Consider the following 15,567-nt stretch of genomic DNA (forward strand, 5'->3'; position numbering starts at 1 on the left):
GCCATGCCGCGGAGCCCTGCACCCCGCCCGGCTGGTCACGCCTACCTCAGGCTCGTCTGACGCTCCCTACCTTCTCCTCGCACAGCGTATTGCTGGGCATTGGCAAGTTGATGACCTGTGGTCGGAACAACCGAGCCGGGGCAATCTGACGGGATGACGTCAGAGCCTGCCACCGATCCAGGATACCGCTTTCCGGCAGAGATCATCAGCCACGCGGTCTGGCTCTAACATGTGTTCAGCCTGAGCCTGCGAGATGTGGAGCTGATCCTGGCGGAGCGGGGCATCACCGTCACGCACGAGAGCATCCGGAACTGGTGCCGCAAGTTCGGTTCGGAGTTCGCGGCCAGGCTGCGGCGGTGCTGGCCGAACCCGGGCAACACCTAGCACCTCGATGAGGTGTTTCTACGCATAAACGGCGTGTTGCATTACCTCTGGCGAGCAGTGGACCAGCACGGCGTGGTGCTGGACATCCTCGTTCAGGACCGGCGGAACGGAAGTGCAGCCAAGCGGTTCTTCAAGCGCCTGCTTGCAGGCCTCAAGTACAAGCCCCGTCGGCTGGTTACCGACGGGCTGAAGAGCTACGGGGTCGCTCGGCGCGAGCTCCTACCCGGAGTCCGGCGTCGAAGCAGTCGGTACTTGAACAACCGGGCGGAGAACTCGCACCGGCCCACCCGACGGCGAGAGCGGCAGATGCAGCGGTTCAAGTCGCCCGAGCAGACTCAGCGGTTCTTGTCAGCCCACAGCATGATCCACGGCCAGTTCCGTCCGCGTCGACACCTGATGACGGCCGGTGAGTACCGGCGTGCCCGCACCAAGACCTTCCAGATCTGGCAGCAGGAGACCTGCGTCCAGGCGGCTTGCTGATCCTGCCGAATCCTTGATCCACGCGGCTGAACTGGCTTTCTGGCCGAACAACTTGCCAATGCCCGCCCTCAGCCGCTTCTGTTTGTTGTCCAGTTTCCCGAGCGGGGTTATGATTACGTTACGCCACGCAGTGGGCGCAAGCGAAATCAGCGCCGGGTAACGAAATGCTAGCCGTGCAATGCAAGATGGCGAGGGCAGCCCTTGGCCTCGGTGTCCGTGAGATTGCTGAGGCGGCAAAGGTGTCGCCAGACACTGTTGTGCGGCTTGAGCGCGGCGAAGCGCTTCGAGAGCGAACAGTGGACGCCATCCGCGCCGCGCTGGAGGCTGCCGGCGTTGAGTTCATCGCCGAGAACGGCGGCGGGGCTGGGGTGCGGCTGCGGGAGAAGAGGCCGTGACGCCTGAGCAGTGTCTGCATGCGAGGGAGCTTCTGGGTTGGAGCCGGACCCGTCTGGCCAGCCGTGCTGGCTGCTCGGATGCGGCGGTTAGGTTTTTCGAGACCGGGCAGCACGAACTATTCATTTCCGCGCCCAAGGCCATCCGTGCCGCCCTAGAAGCCGAGGGCGTGGAGTTCACAGGTGGCGATACGCTGGAGGTTCGCTTGCGGGGCAAAGCGGGGTGACGCCGGACCGATGCCGCCAAGCCCGGGAGCTCCTGGGCTGGACCGTGAAGGATCTCGCCGAACGGGCAGGCACCAGAATCGGAACGGTCATGTACTTCGAGGCGAGCAATGGACGGTCCCGCACTTCCACCGTAGTGGCCATCCGCACGGCCCTGCAGGCGGCCGGTGTCATCACCCCGGACCCAGATGGCGGCGGGCCTGGAATGCGATTGAGGAAGTCCGCGCCATGAGACCTAAGCAGTACTGCGCAGCGCGCGATCTGCTTGGCTGGCCTGAATGGAAAGTGGCTCACCGTGCTAGGTGCAGCGTGGAAACCCTTAGGACCTTTGCGACTCGAACGCGCCGTCCACGTGCAGCGACCCTTGCGGCTATCCGCGCTGCTTTAGAGGAAGCCGGTGTCATCTTCGTGGATGAGAACGGCGGCGGGCCGGGAGTGCGGCTGCGGAACCGGAACGCTTGACTATGGGAAAGTGTATGAGAGTGATCATGGCCGTAGCTCAATCAAAGCAAGTGTGCCGCACTTCATGATTGCTCTTTCGCAGTTCCGTCACCTTGAGCAGGCGAGTGGATGGCTGTTCGATCGGCTCGGTGGAGAGTACCGTCATCAAGGCCTTCGCTTCACCGTGCCGACCGAACTGACGACACGCCGTTTTCGTGGGCGCTTTCTTCTGGGTCTCTACGAGATGCCAGAACGCCGGCTGCTACGGCACCTTCCGCACGATTGTACCCTGCTGGATCTAGGAGGTTGCCTGGGGGTGGTATCCTGTCTGGCCAATCGACGTCTTCAAGACCCCAGGCGCCACGTTGTGGTTGAGGCTAACCCTGCCCTGCTGCCGACGCTGATCACCAATCGGAACCGGAACGATGCTGCCTTCACTATCGTGAACGGCGTGGTTGGAGGTGACGGTAAGTTTTGGCCTGGCGGCAACATCGTTGCTGGAAGTGCTCATCGGCCTCGTGCTGAACCGATTCATGTTCCGATGGTAGATGTTGCGTCGCTTGAGATGCGGCACAGTCTGAAATTCGACGCGTTCGTCATGGACATCGAGGGAGGAGAAGCAGAGTTCATCGCTGTCCAGGAAGCCCGATTGAGCCGAGCGAGGTTTGTCTTGGTCGAGTTCCATCCTTCCTTTATCGGCAAGCCTGCTTGCGACACTGCCCGCCAGCGTCTGTCAGCGGCTGGTCTCGTGTGCGCGGGTAAAGTGCTGAATGCTGAGGCTTGGATTCGAGCAAAGAGGCCGGCCGCATGACGCCAAAGCAGTGTCGCCAGGCTAGGGAGCTATTGGGCTGGACGCAGGTGCAACTGTCCCGTGCCGCCTCATGCGTCTCTAACACCGTGAAGTACATCGAGGCAGGTAACGGTTGCCCTCGAACACCCAGCCTCGCCGCCATCCGTGCCGCCCTCGAGACCGCCGGCATCGAGTTCATGGCCGAGAACGGCGGCGGCGAGGGAGTGAGGCTGCGCAAGCAGAATTCCGCTGCAGGCACGCAGACGACGTGACCGACGCGGATCAGCACGCACTCGGATGGACCTCACATGAGGGCAATGTCTGGACGAGGACTTTGCCGTCTCGGCCGGGCGACCCTCACCTGTTGCTGCGCGTGTCTCCAGATCCAATCGCTGGAGCCTGGGGTGATCTCTGGATTTGGGAGGTCGTGGATCCGCACGATGACGACTACTGTGCGGCAGGTGAAATCGACGGCGGCGAGGCTGATAGCTCTGTCGCAGCCATGGAGTCAGCACTGACTGAGGCGCTTGCCCACGTTGCTAGGTTAGCTGACGAATAACACCGGCGCAGTGCCGCCAAGCCCGAGAGCTGCTAGGCTGGACGGAGAATGATCTGGCGCGCCGTGCAGGCGTGCAACTTCCGGCAGTGAGGTACGCCGAAGGGCCGAACGCGCGTCCTCGAAGGCGCACCCTCAACGCGATCCGCACCGGCCTCCAAGCTGTGGGGGTAATCATCCCGGACACGAACAGCGAGGGCCTAGGGGTGCGGCTGCGGAGGTCTGCGTCGTGACGCCGGAGCAGTGCTGGGCGGCACGCGAGCTGCTTGGGTGGGCGGAGTGGAAGCTCGCCCATCGTTCGGGCTGCAGCTTGGAAACTCTGAGAGCCGTCTAAGGTCAGACACGCCACCCACGGGCTGCAACCCTCACAGCCATTCGCGCCACCCTTGAGGCCGCAGGCGTGGAGTTCATTTCGGAGAACGGAGGCGGTGCTGGGGTCCGGCTGAAGAAGGTTGCCAATGGGTGAGGTTACGGGCTGGGCTGGCGTTTTTTGCGAAAGCAGTCACGCCAGCCCTCCTCGGGAGCAGCCGGCCGATGGCGCCTGTCAGTCAAGTCGGCCGGCTGCTTACCCATGACATTCAGGCACGTATTCAACTGATGCGGCGCACTCAGGCTCTGCGGCGGGTGTCAGGCGAAAGCGGCAGCTACGTACTCACCACCAAGCACCTCAGTGCGTACCTGCGCCCGCGGCGTAGGCGCCGGCATTGAAAGCTCCAGCAAGGCCGCCGTGTTGTGCAGGATGGCGGCAGACTGATTGTCGCCCCGCTCGGAGGCGTATTCGGACAGGCACTGCAAAATAGCCAGAACAGACCGCAGTTCGGTCTCAAAGGTCCGCTCGGTAGTCTCGCGTGGCGACATTCGGTGGCTCTCGCTGCAGGTGTGCTGCCGGTCCGCCGCACATGTTTTTGGCGTGCAACATTTCTCATCCGTTGGCCGAGTTTGCAAAGGTAAAGAGACGGTCTGTCTTTTCACCTAAGAGCCGGACTGACCACGGCCGGTAAGGTTGGAGCCGTAACAGCTTGACACACCACAGTTCCCAGCACTGATGCATGAATGTCACAGCCACCGACTGTCCTTCGTTTCCGAGATGCAATCGGTTGGTAGTGGTCTTAGGCTCCGGAACTAATTGTAGGCCGCGGTCAGAACGTTAATAGTACGTCAAGACTTGAGGACACTGATGTATGGCTCGTAACGCACTGTCCGTCGCCAAGGCCCTTCAAGCCGCTCTGCACGAAGGCTTGGAAGTTCATCTCGACGGCATCACTGATCCGCAGGTCCGTTCAGCAGAAATCCAGGCTGCATGCGGACGTATTGTTGGCTACTTGGCCTCCGCACCCCTGCCGATCGCCGATGACGAACTGTCCGCTCACCGAGCCCTGATCGCCGTTGCCTTGCAGGCCGCTGAACGTCAACTCTGTGCGAATATGGTGGATGCCTGATCTGGCTCGGTAGCTGGGTTGAGGCAGTGCAAGGACCAGGAGCAAATGCCCAAAGTTCCAGGCAGCGCCAAGTGCAGCCCATGTTAACACTCAACCGTTGGTAGTGCGGCGCTGTTTCGCTACGCCATTCCGATCCGACTGGCCTCCACGCACAGGGGTGGGCTGGGGCCAGTCGTCTATCCATGCTGGTCTCAGCCGCCCACCTCGCTGATCCTTACTTCGAGGAGGCGGTCAGGCCGGGTAGGGGTGGAGGAGCGCCCCGCCCGGCCGCTCCGCCGCGAGCTTCCGCTGAGCCTCGCGAACAACTGAGTATGCTGCGGTGCAGCAATCGCTACTATGCCTGCGACGAGTGACCCGGTGGTCTAGGGCTTTCGGGGCGCCACAAGGCGGGAATGTACGGTTCCCGACGCTTAGTTTTCCGGGTTCGTCGCCGACCGTCGTCCCGCAACGAATTTTGTGGCGTAGACCGTTGCGTTCTTGTAAACGCCGCGGCGACCCAGGCTTCCGCATGGTGGTTTGGATAGACCGGCTGGCAGCTGGGGGCGTAGCCCTCATCGGCTGGCCGTTCTTGTTTGGGGTCACAGGCCGCCGCAAAGATTGAGCATGTTTCGATCGAGGGAGGTGACCGGTAACCTTGAGGGAAGGTCCTCAGTAGAGACGGCCCGTGCGGGCGCTGACCCTGCCTTGTCCTGTGCGCTGGCGGTTCTAGATGTTTGGTCTCGGGATTTGGTGGTGCGGGTCATGGATGAACCTGGACGGCTCCTCCGTCCAGGCTTTGCAGATGGCTTCGTAGGACGTGAGGCCGCGTAGGGTCTTCAGACGGCGGGCGAAGTTGTAGGCCGCGATGAATTCGGCGAGATGCTGGCGGAGGTGATCGTGGCTTTCGTAGTGGAAGCGCCTGACCGTGGCATCCTTGATGGTGCGGTTCATGCGCTCGACCTGGCCATTATCCGGCATGATACCCCCGGTGCCCCGATGTTTCTGCTGATCCTGGTGGACCGGCGCTATGGTGAGACCATCCGGGACATGGGGCACCGGGAGCACGCAAGTGCGGGCAGGCCGACCTTCAGACCATGGGCTGCGAGCCCGAGCCATTATCTGGCCGCCCCTGCGGCTCGCCCAGATGCGCTGCGAGCGCGGATCCGTAGTTGCCGTGTTGCCCGCCAGCTCCCGTGACGTGGAACAGCGAGGCAAGGAGGCAAGCCGGTGAGGGTCGTGGGACTGGATATTCACCGCGTACTCGCCGAGGCCGTGATGCTGGACGACGGCAAGGTCGTCCGTCTCGGGCGAGTAGGCATGACGCGGGACCACTTGGAGGCATTCGCCAGGGCGCTGACGCACGACGACCACGTTGTGGTGGAGGCGACCGGCAATGCCGCAGCGGTGGCCGAGGTGATCGCACCGCATGTTGGGCGCGTGGTCATCGCCAACCCGCGTCAGGTGCGACTGATCGCGCATGCCAAGATCAAGACCGACACGATCGACGCAACCGTGCTGGCGAAGCTCTACGCCAGCAGCTTCCTGCCCGAGGTCTGGGTTCCGGACGCGGAAAGCCAGGCTATGCGAAGGCAGGTCACGCGGCGCAACCAGATCGTGCGTCAGAGAGTGCGGCTGCGGACCATCACGCAGTCCATCTTCCACGCCCACCTTCTGCCGCAGTGCCCACACGCCGAGCTGTTCGGCGTCCGAGGCCGTGCCTGGCTCCTAGCGCAGCCCCTGCCGCCGGACGAAAAGGAGGCTGTGGAGCGGCACCCGCGCGAGTACGACCGCCTTGGCGAGGACCTCAAGGTCGTCGAGCGTGAGCTGGCCCGCGAGGCTTTGACCAGCACCAGCATCAAGCGCCTGATGACCATTCTGGGCATCGACATGGTGGTGGCGCTCGGACTGTCAGCCGCGATTGGGCCGATCTCGCGGTTCCCGGGCCCGGACTAGCTCGTCTCCTATTTCGGACCCAACCCAAGCGTCCACCAGTCCGGCGAAGGACGGCCCCAGCACGGCCGCATCACCAAACAGGGCCGGACCCATGCCCGAACCATGCTGGTTGAGGCCACATGGCAAGCTGTGCGCGGTCCCGGGCCGTTGCGGGCCTTCTACCAGCGGGTGGCTGCCCGCCGTAGCACTCACATCGCCGCCGTGGCGGTCGCCAGAAAGCTGGCCGTCATCGTCTGGCATATGCTGAGCAAGGAGGAGGACTACGCAGGGGTCAGGCCAGCGCTGCACGCCAAGAAGCTGCGCGACCTCGAGCTGCGCTCAGGGCAGCCAGAGCGGCGTGGACAGCGGGGCTCTGCCTACGAGTACAATCTGACGCGCACCCGGCAGGAGGAGAGGCGCAGGGCCGAGCAGGCGGAGGTCACCTACCGGCGCCTGACTGAGGGCTGGACCAAGCGAGGGCGGCGGGTGCCCGCGGGCGCCGCAACGGAGGCGCGACTGTCGTAGGCGGCGCGGCGGGGCTTGCACCTCCAGACCCCACTCTGTGCCACGCGGTCACCCGTGAACTGGAGAAACATAGCATCGGAACCAAGAAAAGGCTGTTCGATCTCATCCGTCGTCCACGGGTGCCGTGGCTTGGTCAGTCTGTGCTCGACGTTGCATCCAGCCATCGCCGCCAGGCTCGGTGAAGTGCGTGCCGTTGTCGGTGAGCACGGTGTGGATCCTGTAGGGAACGACCGCGGCGAGGGCGCGCAGGAAGTTGCTGGCGATGCGGCGCGTGGCCTTCTCGTGCAGCTCCACGAAGGCGAATTTCGAGATCCTGTCGATGGCAACGAAGAGGTAGAGCCTGCCTTCCTCGGTCCGGACCTCGGCGACGTCGATGTGGAAGTAGCCGATGGGGTAGCGCTTGAACTTGGAACGCTGTGGCCTGCCGCCTTCGGTGTCTGGCAGCCGGCTGCTGCCATGACGCTGGAGGCAGCGGTGCAGGCTCAGCGCGTATGGGTCGGGTGCTGGGCTGGAGAGCGTAGAGGCAGTCCTCCAATGGCAACAGTGTGTGACGGCGGAAAGCAACGACCAAGGCCTCGCGCTCGGGCGACAGGACCGTTAACCGAGGCTCCAGAGGCCCGATGCGAAGGTCGGAGACAGAGGATCGCTTCCTCCACTTTGCCACCGTCTTGGGGTTGATCCCGTAGCGCCGGGCCAGCCCTCTCAGGCCCTCTTGACTATGGTGTATCGCTCGACGGACTGCCTCCGTCGTTGTGGCGCTACCGTGGAGAAGCTGGCCCATAGTGCGTCCTTCAACTCAGGGGAAAAGACTGCACCATCAAACCCTGGGATCAAACATCTAAAGGACCGAAGCTTCGCAAAGGCGGGCGATCCCTCTTCGTGCAGCGCAAGCATGCCATGGTAGCTCAGATCGTCACCGATGAAGCGCACAAGACGGGTGAGATCTCGGTAGGCACGCACACTGGCTCCGCGGAATAGTCCGATAGCACAAAACCACGACGCCTGCTCGGCAGCAGGTAGGGGACATGCTCCACCCCACCAGCCTCGTCGCGCCGGGACACGATGAGTACGCTCTCAGTCCGCCGGCCAGCTTGGAAGCCGGTTCGGATGTCTGCCTCCTGCATCGTCCCTGCCAAGGGCCACCCTCCTCATTGGTAGGCTCATGTAGGAAGCCAACAGGCAGTTTCAGTTCCGCGTGTCACCCTTCCTCGCGTACAGCACAACGAGCAGTTCGGTGAGCAACCCGTCAGCCTGGTTGAGGTTGTTCTGGCGTGCAAATACAGCAAGGTCGTGCGCGGCTACAACGAACGAGGCCGGGTCAGGTCCTTTGCGCCTCGTGGTGGCTTCGTCACCATCAGCTGGGTCCGCCGTCATCGATGGATCTTACCCTTTGTTAATGTTCTGGGCTGCCAGTTAGAACACTTTGCACAGGTAAAGGTCATTCGAATTGATGCGACATCACAAAAGGTTTCGGCGGGTTGCCGACCACGAACCGGCTTAGTTCCTCTGCGTTCGGGACCTAAAATTACGAAGGCGGAAGGGAAGTCATGCAAGATGGGCTGGAGCCACCGGACGACGATTGTCTTTCGCAGGCGGTCGCCGAAGCACTGAAGAGGATACTCGCTGGCAGCGAACCAGCCTTAGCTCCAGCAGAACTTCTGCAGACACTACGGTGGCAGTTGGCAAGGGTCCTTGCCGAGGCGCCTATAACGGGCGACGGCGTAGTGGGGATCGAACTGCGTGCTCGCCTCGCCTGTGTGTTCGAGCAGGAAATTACCAGGAAGGAAGCGCTCGTCGGATCGGCGAGCACAGGGTCGCAACATGCCCTCGGCTATGAAGAAAGGCGGCGGTGGCCGCGTTACGAGGTCCAGTTGCGCGCGCATCTCCTATCGGGTGCGGGTTCCTTCGGCTGCACCGTCATCGACCTGTCCGAAGGGGGAGCTCAGATCGATGTTGCCGAGCCTATTCCCCTCCCAGCAGTTGCAGTTCTGAATATCGAGGACGGCGCAACCTATGTTGCGCGGCGCCGCTGGGTGAACGGCACCCGGGCAGGGTTTGAGTTCACTCGCGATGATCGTGCGCCTAGTGGATAGCTGGGTCGACCCAAGGCAGCTGCCTGATCCATACATTAACCAGAGAACGGTGGAGGCGTGTGCCGGTCTGCCGTGATGTACCTCTCGATGAAGGGCAAGGATTGTTGAGCGCTCGCCAATTAGGTCAGAGGACTTGTCCGGCCTTACCTCCGGCCGCCGACCTTCTGACGCATACTGGTGTCTACCCCTCGAACGCCCTCGTTGGCCGACAGGGTAATAGGTACGCCGTTTCGATCAGTAGGATCGACGCGATTTCCCGTCAGTCTAGTAAGGCGCTGCAAAGTCGAAGTCCTGCTTTCGGAGTAGCCTGCGAGTTGGATGTCGTACGTCTCGCTCGGCCCACGGCGCGCGACGGAAATCACTCGGCCCCAATGACCAAGTCGGCCCATGGCGTACTCGCCGGTTTCAGAAGTGCGCAAGCACACGAAGTCACCCACTTCGTAGCGGAAGACACAGGCTCGCCCCTGGGCATCGTAGCTGAGTTCCATCTCATGGTCCTTGCCACTAGGTCCCAAAAAGCTTGGGGAGGGTGAACCTGAAAGCCTAATGGTTCCCTGACATGTGCCTTGAGGTGCGGGGAGGAATTACGGGGCAGGTGGCGAAGGGCAGGCCAGCTCGAGGAACCCTTCCATACCGAATGCTTCGCATGGCATATCACAACCTCAGCGTGTAAAATGCCAAGAAGGGCAACGCATGCGCGAGCGGACGGAGGCTGAGCAGGGCGCAATGATCCCAGCACCATTTGAGACGATCGACAGGAAGTTCCCCATCAAGGGCCCAAAGCACACGCGCGAGAGCATTCCGTGGCGCGTGCTGGCGCCGCATGAAGCACAGGCCCTGACGAACCACGGGGAGACCTTGAAGCATCTGGCGGAGCGTGGCGGCCTCTGCTGGTCCGAAGCTTACGGCATTTTGAAGGGCGTTGGCTGGAGGCACCTCCCGCGCGGCCAGGAGGACCGCTGCAAGGCCGAAGTCCTCGCAGTTTGCCAGAGGGAGACGCCCGGTGCCCGAGCTTAAAACGAAACATCCTCCGCCCCGCGTCATCGCCCAGATCGGAGGCTCCGGCGGCCCAACCTACGAGTACCGCGGCGCGCGGATTGGGTCGAATGAGGCGGGAACCGTGTTCAGCTTCAGCCTGGTGGGCTTCCCCGGCGGCGGCTGGGCGGGACTGGGCAGCATCGACATGATCGTGCGGCTGGTGGACAGTTGGTGCGACACGGGGCGGCTGCCCGCGCCGTACGTCAACAAGGATGCGGGGAAGGCTGGCTAGGCGCCTTCCGGGCGCGGCCGACGGGTGGCGCTGCTCTCCAGCAGCCCTACCGCCTCCCGCTTGAACTCCTCCGTGAACTCACGCCGCGTCGTCATGATCAGGGCACCTCGCTCCCTCAGGAGCTTATCCGAGGTGGCCACCATTACATGGGAGGGTCAACTCAGTGTTGTCCGTCTTGCGACCTATTGCTCAAGAAAGGGCGCGAGCCAAGCATCCATATCGCTCGCAGCACGGTCCTCGTTGCCCATGCCCACTTCCTGCCTAGGGCGTCATCCGCCAGTGGGTCGATCAGGCCACCGCTTCAAGTACCCACATAGTGGTAGCGAGGTTGACGAGACTTACGGATTTGTGATCTCTGTGCAGGACGATTTTTCGTAAGGTGACGATCAGTGGAGCAACGACTGATTAACTCGATGTTCCGCCTTTTGGGAGGGAAGAAGTACGGGATCATCGCCGTACCCGGAGATCCGTTTGTCCGTCCTGCTCGAGCACGTTTGATTTGGGCGAACAACACAGCCCAGGCAGTGCAGAATCTTGGCCTTGAAGCTCTTTTGGCAGCGGACGTGCAATCTGTTCCTGTGAAGTTTGAGTCATTGCAAGGGCTGTCATCAATACGACGAATGGTGACTGAGACCTACAATGTACCGGCCACCTATGACATGCGCGGCATATACGACATGCCGTCGAAGATCGCCAAACTGTCACCAGGTCAATGGGCGCTGGATTACGATATCCCGCGGAGCGTGTTTCCCTACTGCGGTCTCCTGCACACCCGCCACCCAGTCGTGCTGTCACGAGCCCTTAAGGCAGGTATTCCCTGCGTCTACGAAGATCACGACGAGGATCACAATAACGCATTCAAGAAACTACCCGAATTAGTCCGAGCTCATCAGAATCTACGTGTGATTGTTGCAATTACGGAGGCGGTGCGGGAGCGCCTGATTAAAATCGGAATACCGAAGGATCGAACCATTGTGCTGGACAGCGGGGTGAATTCGCAATCCCTTGTTAGATATAAGGGGGAGGCGACGCAGATTCGCAAGAGCTTGCTAGAACGCGGCTTTGACCACATCGTGGTATATTCAGGTGGCTTGCAGATCGAGCGGGGCATTAGACACCTTCTTAATGCAGCAGTGGCCTTGCCAAAAAGCTTGTTTGTCCTATTCGGTGGCAACTCAGGTGATCAGTCACTCTGGCGCAGTGCGGTGGTTGACTGTGCCTTGCCGAACGTTGTGGTGCCAGGCTATGTTCCGCAGCGGCATTTGCTCCCTTTTCAGCAGGCAGCCGACGTTTTGGTCATGACCCGCGAGCATGACGAGCGAGCAGCGATCACATCGCCTCTTAAATTTTTCGAGTATCTCGCCGCAGGTTCTCCGATAGTGGCTGCAAGCCTTCCGGCGGTGGAACGCTACGGCAATGCCAACCTTGCCGCCGCCTTCTACAATCCTGCAAATCCTGAAACGCTCCCTGCCATTTTGTCAGCGGTGATGGCCGATTTCCCGTGGCGACCCGACGGCTACGCTCATAATATCTCACTAGCTCATGAATTTACGTGGGAACAGCGGCAGATTGCCTTGTTCAGACAACTAGTATCCTGAGCCTCAGTAACAGAAGACCGTGACGGTAAACGATATGCCCTCAGCTGCGACGATGAAGATGCGCTCGTTTGACGAAACGGCTGCGCTGCATGATATATGCTTCGTTTTGAACGTAAATTCCCGTGGCTGGATACTAGAGAAAATATGCCGCGTTATCGAAAGTGCTTCGGGGAGCGTCTGTTTCTATTTGTTCTCAGAACGCAACGACAAACTGTCGTATCCGTTGCCGGCTGCTCGAAACTACTTCTTCGCTCACTTTGCTCTGGCTGTAGCGGTGATGAAGAATTATCCTGATGTTAAGTCTGCGAACTGTTTCGTCTGGTACACTCATCCTGACTTGTCTAAAGGGGTTACTAAGGATGACTTGGTCAATTTGGCTGCCGCCTGCACTCTTGTCTTTACTCCTTGCTCTCTGAATCGGGAGACACTCGTCGAGTGGGGGGCACAGCCCAATAACATTATGGTGCCGCTAGGCGGTGCTGATCCGGCACACTTCCAACCAAAGACACGCACTGGTGATGGTGCAATCGGGTTCGTGGGCGCCTACTACGAACGCAAGCAGCCCGAGAAAATGTTAGAAATTGCGTATGCCATGCCGGACAAGAAAGTCATTCTCGTCGGTCCTCGTGCGGAAGATGTTGAAAACGCCAGCCTCGTCTGGCATCATTGGGAACGCTTCCAAGAGTTTCAGAGTCTTCCTAACGTGGAGTATATTGAGGCACACTACGACGATTTCCCGCAGCACTACCGCTCTTTTGATGTTTACTGCTCAACATCTTTGCTTGAAGGAGGACCGATCCCTGCCATAGAAGCAATGATGAGCAATGTAGTACCCGTCATTAGTGATACTGGGTTTGCACGTGATATTATAAGTCATGGCCGAAACGGTTACATCTTCCATCCATCGTCTGCATCTGAAGACATTATCAGCCTGATCCGTCAAGCACTGGCGAACACTGAGACCGATATTGCTGCTTCAGCAGCGCGTTTTTCCTGGGAAGAGTTTGGATCTGCAATTTGGCGCGGGATACGGGGTGATATTCAACGCGACCAGAAAGTGTCGTTCCACGAGTCTACGTCGGCTGCGCGGTACCTAACGCGAGGATTTCACCCTGTCGAGCAGCGGGGAGTGTGGATGCGTGCAGCCGAAGCAGAACTCACCTTGCCTGTGGCGGAGAATTTTGAACCGAAAGAGATTGAGTTTTTCCTGTGGATTCCGGCAGAAGGCGGCGAGACAAGCGTTACAATGCAATTCTATGTTGGAGGTAAACTTGCCGCAACGCACGAAGTTACTGCACGGGCGGCCACCTATCGTATCCCAGTTAATGCAGGATATTTAACAGATCGCCGAGTGTTTCGTGTTCGGATTGAGACGAGTAGGCTGTTTAAAAAAGAGGATTGGCCTTCGAACGCTACGGAGAAGCGGAGTCTAGGTGCGAAGATCGGCTGGGTGCGAGTTCGGTGAACTAATGGGGATCCTGTGGTACTTGGCCCACAAATCGGCGACTGAGCTCGACTTTGGCCACCAGGTAGCGTGGCAGATGGCGTAAGCCAGGGCCCCTTGGAGGACCGGGCGGGGTTCTGCGCTGTGGGTGCTGCGCGGCCTTGATGCTCCTATAATGGTCAAATGCCTGCTCACGCTGAGTGTTGGGCGTCGGCTGGGCGGCAGAGATAGCCAAAGATCTCGCGCGCCACATAGCGTTTGAGGCACCGGACGATCTCGGGCTTGCTCTTTCCCTCGGCGGTGCGGCGCCTGACATAGTCGAGGGTGGGCTGGTGGGCCCGCATGCGGACGATGACCACGCGGTAGAAGGCGGTATTGGCCTGGCGATTACCCCCTCGGTTGAGGCGGTGTCGGTTGGTCCTGCCGCTGGAGCCCGGGATGGGACAGGCGCCGCAAGTTTGGCCAGGGCCGCTTCGAAGTGGATTCGTTCGGGGTTGTCGCCGACGAGAATGAGCACTTCGGCGGCGGTGCCCGTGCCCGTGCCGTGCGCCTGCATCAGCTCCGGTGCGAGGCTCTGGGTCAGCTGCCCGAGGCTGGCATCATGGTCCCTGACTTCGACGTCGAGGGCCAGCCAGCGGCGAGCGATCGCCCGCAGGCTGGCCTTGGCGGAGGCCATCGTCGAGGTGAGAGGGCCTGTGGGCAGGGCGGCGAGGTGCCGGAGCAGCGCCATCTTGCCAGTCAGGCGGTCGAGCCCCTCGCGCAGCGCTAAGGGCGCGCTGACGATGATGGCCTTAAGCGCCTGCATGGCCTGGCTCCGCGCCTTGACGGCGGCGTCGCGGGCCACCTTGAGGTGGCGGATCATCTCTACAGTGCTCGTGCCGGATTTCGGCCGTGCCGAGGCTTGGCCAGCGAGCACGCTTCGGGCCGCGCTCTCGGCATCGACCGCATCATCCTTGCCCTTCTGGTGCCGGACTTGGCGGCTGGGCCGGTTGACTTCGAGGACGCGGTAGCCGTGCTCACTCAGGAACCGGGACAGATCGGCACCGTAAGAGCCGGTGCCCTCAACACCAAATGCGCGGATCGGGCCGGAGGACCGTGCCCAGTTCAGCAGGGATCGGTACCCGCGGCTGTTGACCGCGATGGACAGGCTGCCGAGGCGGGCACCGAGCGCGCTAATCGCGACCGCGGCATGGGTGGACTGTACCCATCCGCCGAGTGCCGCCTTCACTGAGGGCTGATGATCTCTGACCTAGTGACGCTCGCAAGAGCGACGCAAAGGGCGGGGGCGGGATGGAAATTATCATCGGAGTGGAGCGGCGTCGTCGCTGGCGTGCCGAGGATAAGTTGCGCGTGCTGGCCGAGGCGGCACAGCCTGGAGCACGGACGTCGGAGGTGGCCCGGCGGCACGACATCAGCCGCGGTCTGCTGTGGTACTGGCGGCGTCAGTTGCGGCAGGGGCGGCTGGCGGTGGTCGATCCTCGGGAGCCGGTGTTTCTGCCCCTGCAGGTGAGCGACGCGGTGCCGCCCGGGCCTGTGGCGCCTGCGAGGGCGACGGACCCGCGGACCGAGATCGCGCTGCCGGATGGCACCCTTGTTCGGATCGGCGCGGACGTGGACGCAGCAGCGCTGCGGCGCGTGCTGCCGGTGCTACGGCGGTAATCCCGGTTCCCTCCGGTGGGCATTGGCAAGTTGTTTGGCGAGAAGGCAAGTTCAGTTGCGCGAGTGGGGATACGGCAGGATCATCATGCCGCTTGGACGCAGCTTTCCTGCTGCCAGATCCGGAAGGCCTTGGTGCGGGCGCGCCGGTACTCGCCGGCAGTCATCAGGTGCCGGCGAGGACGGAAGTGGCCGTAGATCATGCTGTGCGCCGAGAGGAACCGCTGAGCCTGCTCGGCCGACTTGAACCGCTGCATCTGCCGCTCTCGCCGTCGGGTGGGCCGATGTGAGTTCTCGGCCCTGTTGTTCAGGTAGCGGCTGCTCCGGTGCCGGACCTCGGGTAGCAGTTCGCGCTGCGCCACG

At 61.5% G+C, this 15,567-nt stretch carries 11 protein-coding genes and 6 pseudogenes; 12 read left to right on the forward strand and 5 right to left on the reverse strand.

Annotated elements, in window-relative coordinates:
* Positions 1–153 precede the first annotated feature (153 nt).
* The 5 genes and pseudogenes from BO39_RS27045 (at position 154) to BO39_RS34695 (ending at position 3,734) form a co-directional block, all read left to right on the forward strand.
* Positions 154–864 (forward strand): annotated as a pseudogene (locus tag BO39_RS27045) (IS6 family transposase).
* Between the two features lie 164 nt (positions 865–1,028).
* Positions 1,029–1,259, forward strand: coding sequence for a helix-turn-helix domain-containing protein (locus BO39_RS27050; RefSeq protein WP_342666347.1), 231 nt, complete (start codon positions 1,029–1,031; stop codon positions 1,257–1,259).
* Positions 1,260–1,995: 736 nt separating this feature from the next.
* Positions 1,996–2,733, forward strand: coding sequence for an FkbM family methyltransferase (locus BO39_RS31910; RefSeq protein WP_169742867.1), 738 nt, complete (start codon positions 1,996–1,998; stop codon positions 2,731–2,733).
* Positions 2,730–2,984, forward strand: a complete 255-nt coding sequence (locus tag BO39_RS35585; protein WP_043839655.1) for a helix-turn-helix domain-containing protein — start codon at positions 2,730–2,732, stop codon at positions 2,982–2,984. Before BO39_RS31910 ends, BO39_RS35585 begins: the two co-directional genes overlap by 4 nt.
* Before the next feature lie 513 nt (positions 2,985–3,497).
* Positions 3,498–3,734: pseudogene (locus BO39_RS34695) on the forward strand (transcriptional regulator).
* Positions 3,735–3,895: 161 nt separating this feature from the next.
* Here BO39_RS34695 and BO39_RS27075 read toward each other — a convergent pair.
* Entirely contained in the window at positions 3,896–4,126 is a 231-nt protein-coding gene (locus BO39_RS27075; protein WP_043839659.1) for a hypothetical protein, read from the reverse strand.
* A gap of 323 nt (positions 4,127–4,449) precedes the next feature.
* Between BO39_RS27075 and BO39_RS33245 the strand changes: the two genes are divergently transcribed.
* Positions 4,450–4,707: a hypothetical protein gene (locus BO39_RS33245; protein ID WP_156963995.1), complete on the forward strand. Its 258-nt coding sequence runs from the start codon at positions 4,450–4,452 to the stop codon at positions 4,705–4,707.
* 705 nt (positions 4,708–5,412) lie between these two features.
* Here BO39_RS33245 and BO39_RS27080 read toward each other — a convergent pair.
* Positions 5,413–5,655 (reverse strand): annotated as a pseudogene (locus tag BO39_RS27080) (integrase core domain-containing protein); the annotation flags it as partial.
* A gap of 258 nt (positions 5,656–5,913) precedes the next feature.
* Here BO39_RS27080 and BO39_RS27085 point away from each other — a divergent pair.
* Positions 5,914–7,143: pseudogene (locus BO39_RS27085) on the forward strand (IS110 family RNA-guided transposase).
* Positions 7,144–7,299: 156 nt separating this feature from the next.
* Here the strand turns inward: BO39_RS27085 and BO39_RS27090 are convergent.
* A pseudogene (locus BO39_RS27090) lies at positions 7,300–7,924 on the reverse strand (DDE-type integrase/transposase/recombinase); the annotation flags it as partial.
* 766 nt (positions 7,925–8,690) lie between these two features.
* On the opposite strand from BO39_RS27090, the gene BO39_RS31920 reads away from it, so the two are divergent.
* From BO39_RS31920 to BO39_RS31930, 4 genes are all read left to right on the forward strand, one after another.
* Positions 8,691–9,236, forward strand: a complete 546-nt coding sequence (locus BO39_RS31920; RefSeq protein WP_084698587.1) for a PilZ domain-containing protein — start codon at positions 8,691–8,693, stop codon at positions 9,234–9,236.
* Between the two features lie 1,003 nt (positions 9,237–10,239).
* Entirely contained in the window at positions 10,240–10,506 is a 267-nt protein-coding gene (locus BO39_RS27100; protein WP_043839664.1) for a hypothetical protein, read from the forward strand.
* 389 nt (positions 10,507–10,895) lie between these two features.
* Entirely contained in the window at positions 10,896–12,104 is a 1,209-nt protein-coding gene (locus tag BO39_RS31925; RefSeq protein ID WP_156963997.1) for a glycosyltransferase, read from the forward strand.
* A 52-nt stretch (positions 12,105–12,156) separates the two neighbouring features.
* Positions 12,157–13,569 carry a glycosyltransferase family 4 protein gene (locus BO39_RS31930; protein ID WP_169742868.1) on the forward strand — a complete coding sequence of 471 codons (1,413 nt, stop codon included), beginning with the start codon at positions 12,157–12,159 and terminating at the stop codon, positions 13,567–13,569.
* A gap of 1 nt (position 13,570) precedes the next feature.
* Here the strand turns inward: BO39_RS31930 and BO39_RS35605 are convergent, their stop codons facing one another.
* Complete coding sequence (locus BO39_RS35605; RefSeq protein ID WP_211257582.1) at positions 13,571–14,776, reverse strand: IS110 family transposase; 1,206 nt, start codon at positions 14,774–14,776, stop codon at positions 13,571–13,573.
* A gap of 62 nt (positions 14,777–14,838) precedes the next feature.
* Between BO39_RS35605 and tnpA the strand changes: the two genes are divergently transcribed.
* Positions 14,839–15,207, forward strand: coding sequence for an IS66-like element accessory protein TnpA (tnpA, locus tag BO39_RS27110; RefSeq protein ID WP_043839668.1), 369 nt, complete (start codon positions 14,839–14,841; stop codon positions 15,205–15,207).
* 205 nt (positions 15,208–15,412) lie between these two features.
* On the opposite strand, the pseudogene BO39_RS34700 reads toward tnpA, so the two are convergent.
* Positions 15,413–15,567 (reverse strand): annotated as a pseudogene (locus BO39_RS34700) (DDE-type integrase/transposase/recombinase); the annotation flags it as partial.

Source organism: Roseomonas aerilata DSM 19363 (assembly GCF_000711725.1).
In the GTDB taxonomy this organism is placed as follows: domain Bacteria; phylum Pseudomonadota; class Alphaproteobacteria; order Acetobacterales; family Acetobacteraceae; genus Roseomonas; species Roseomonas aerilata.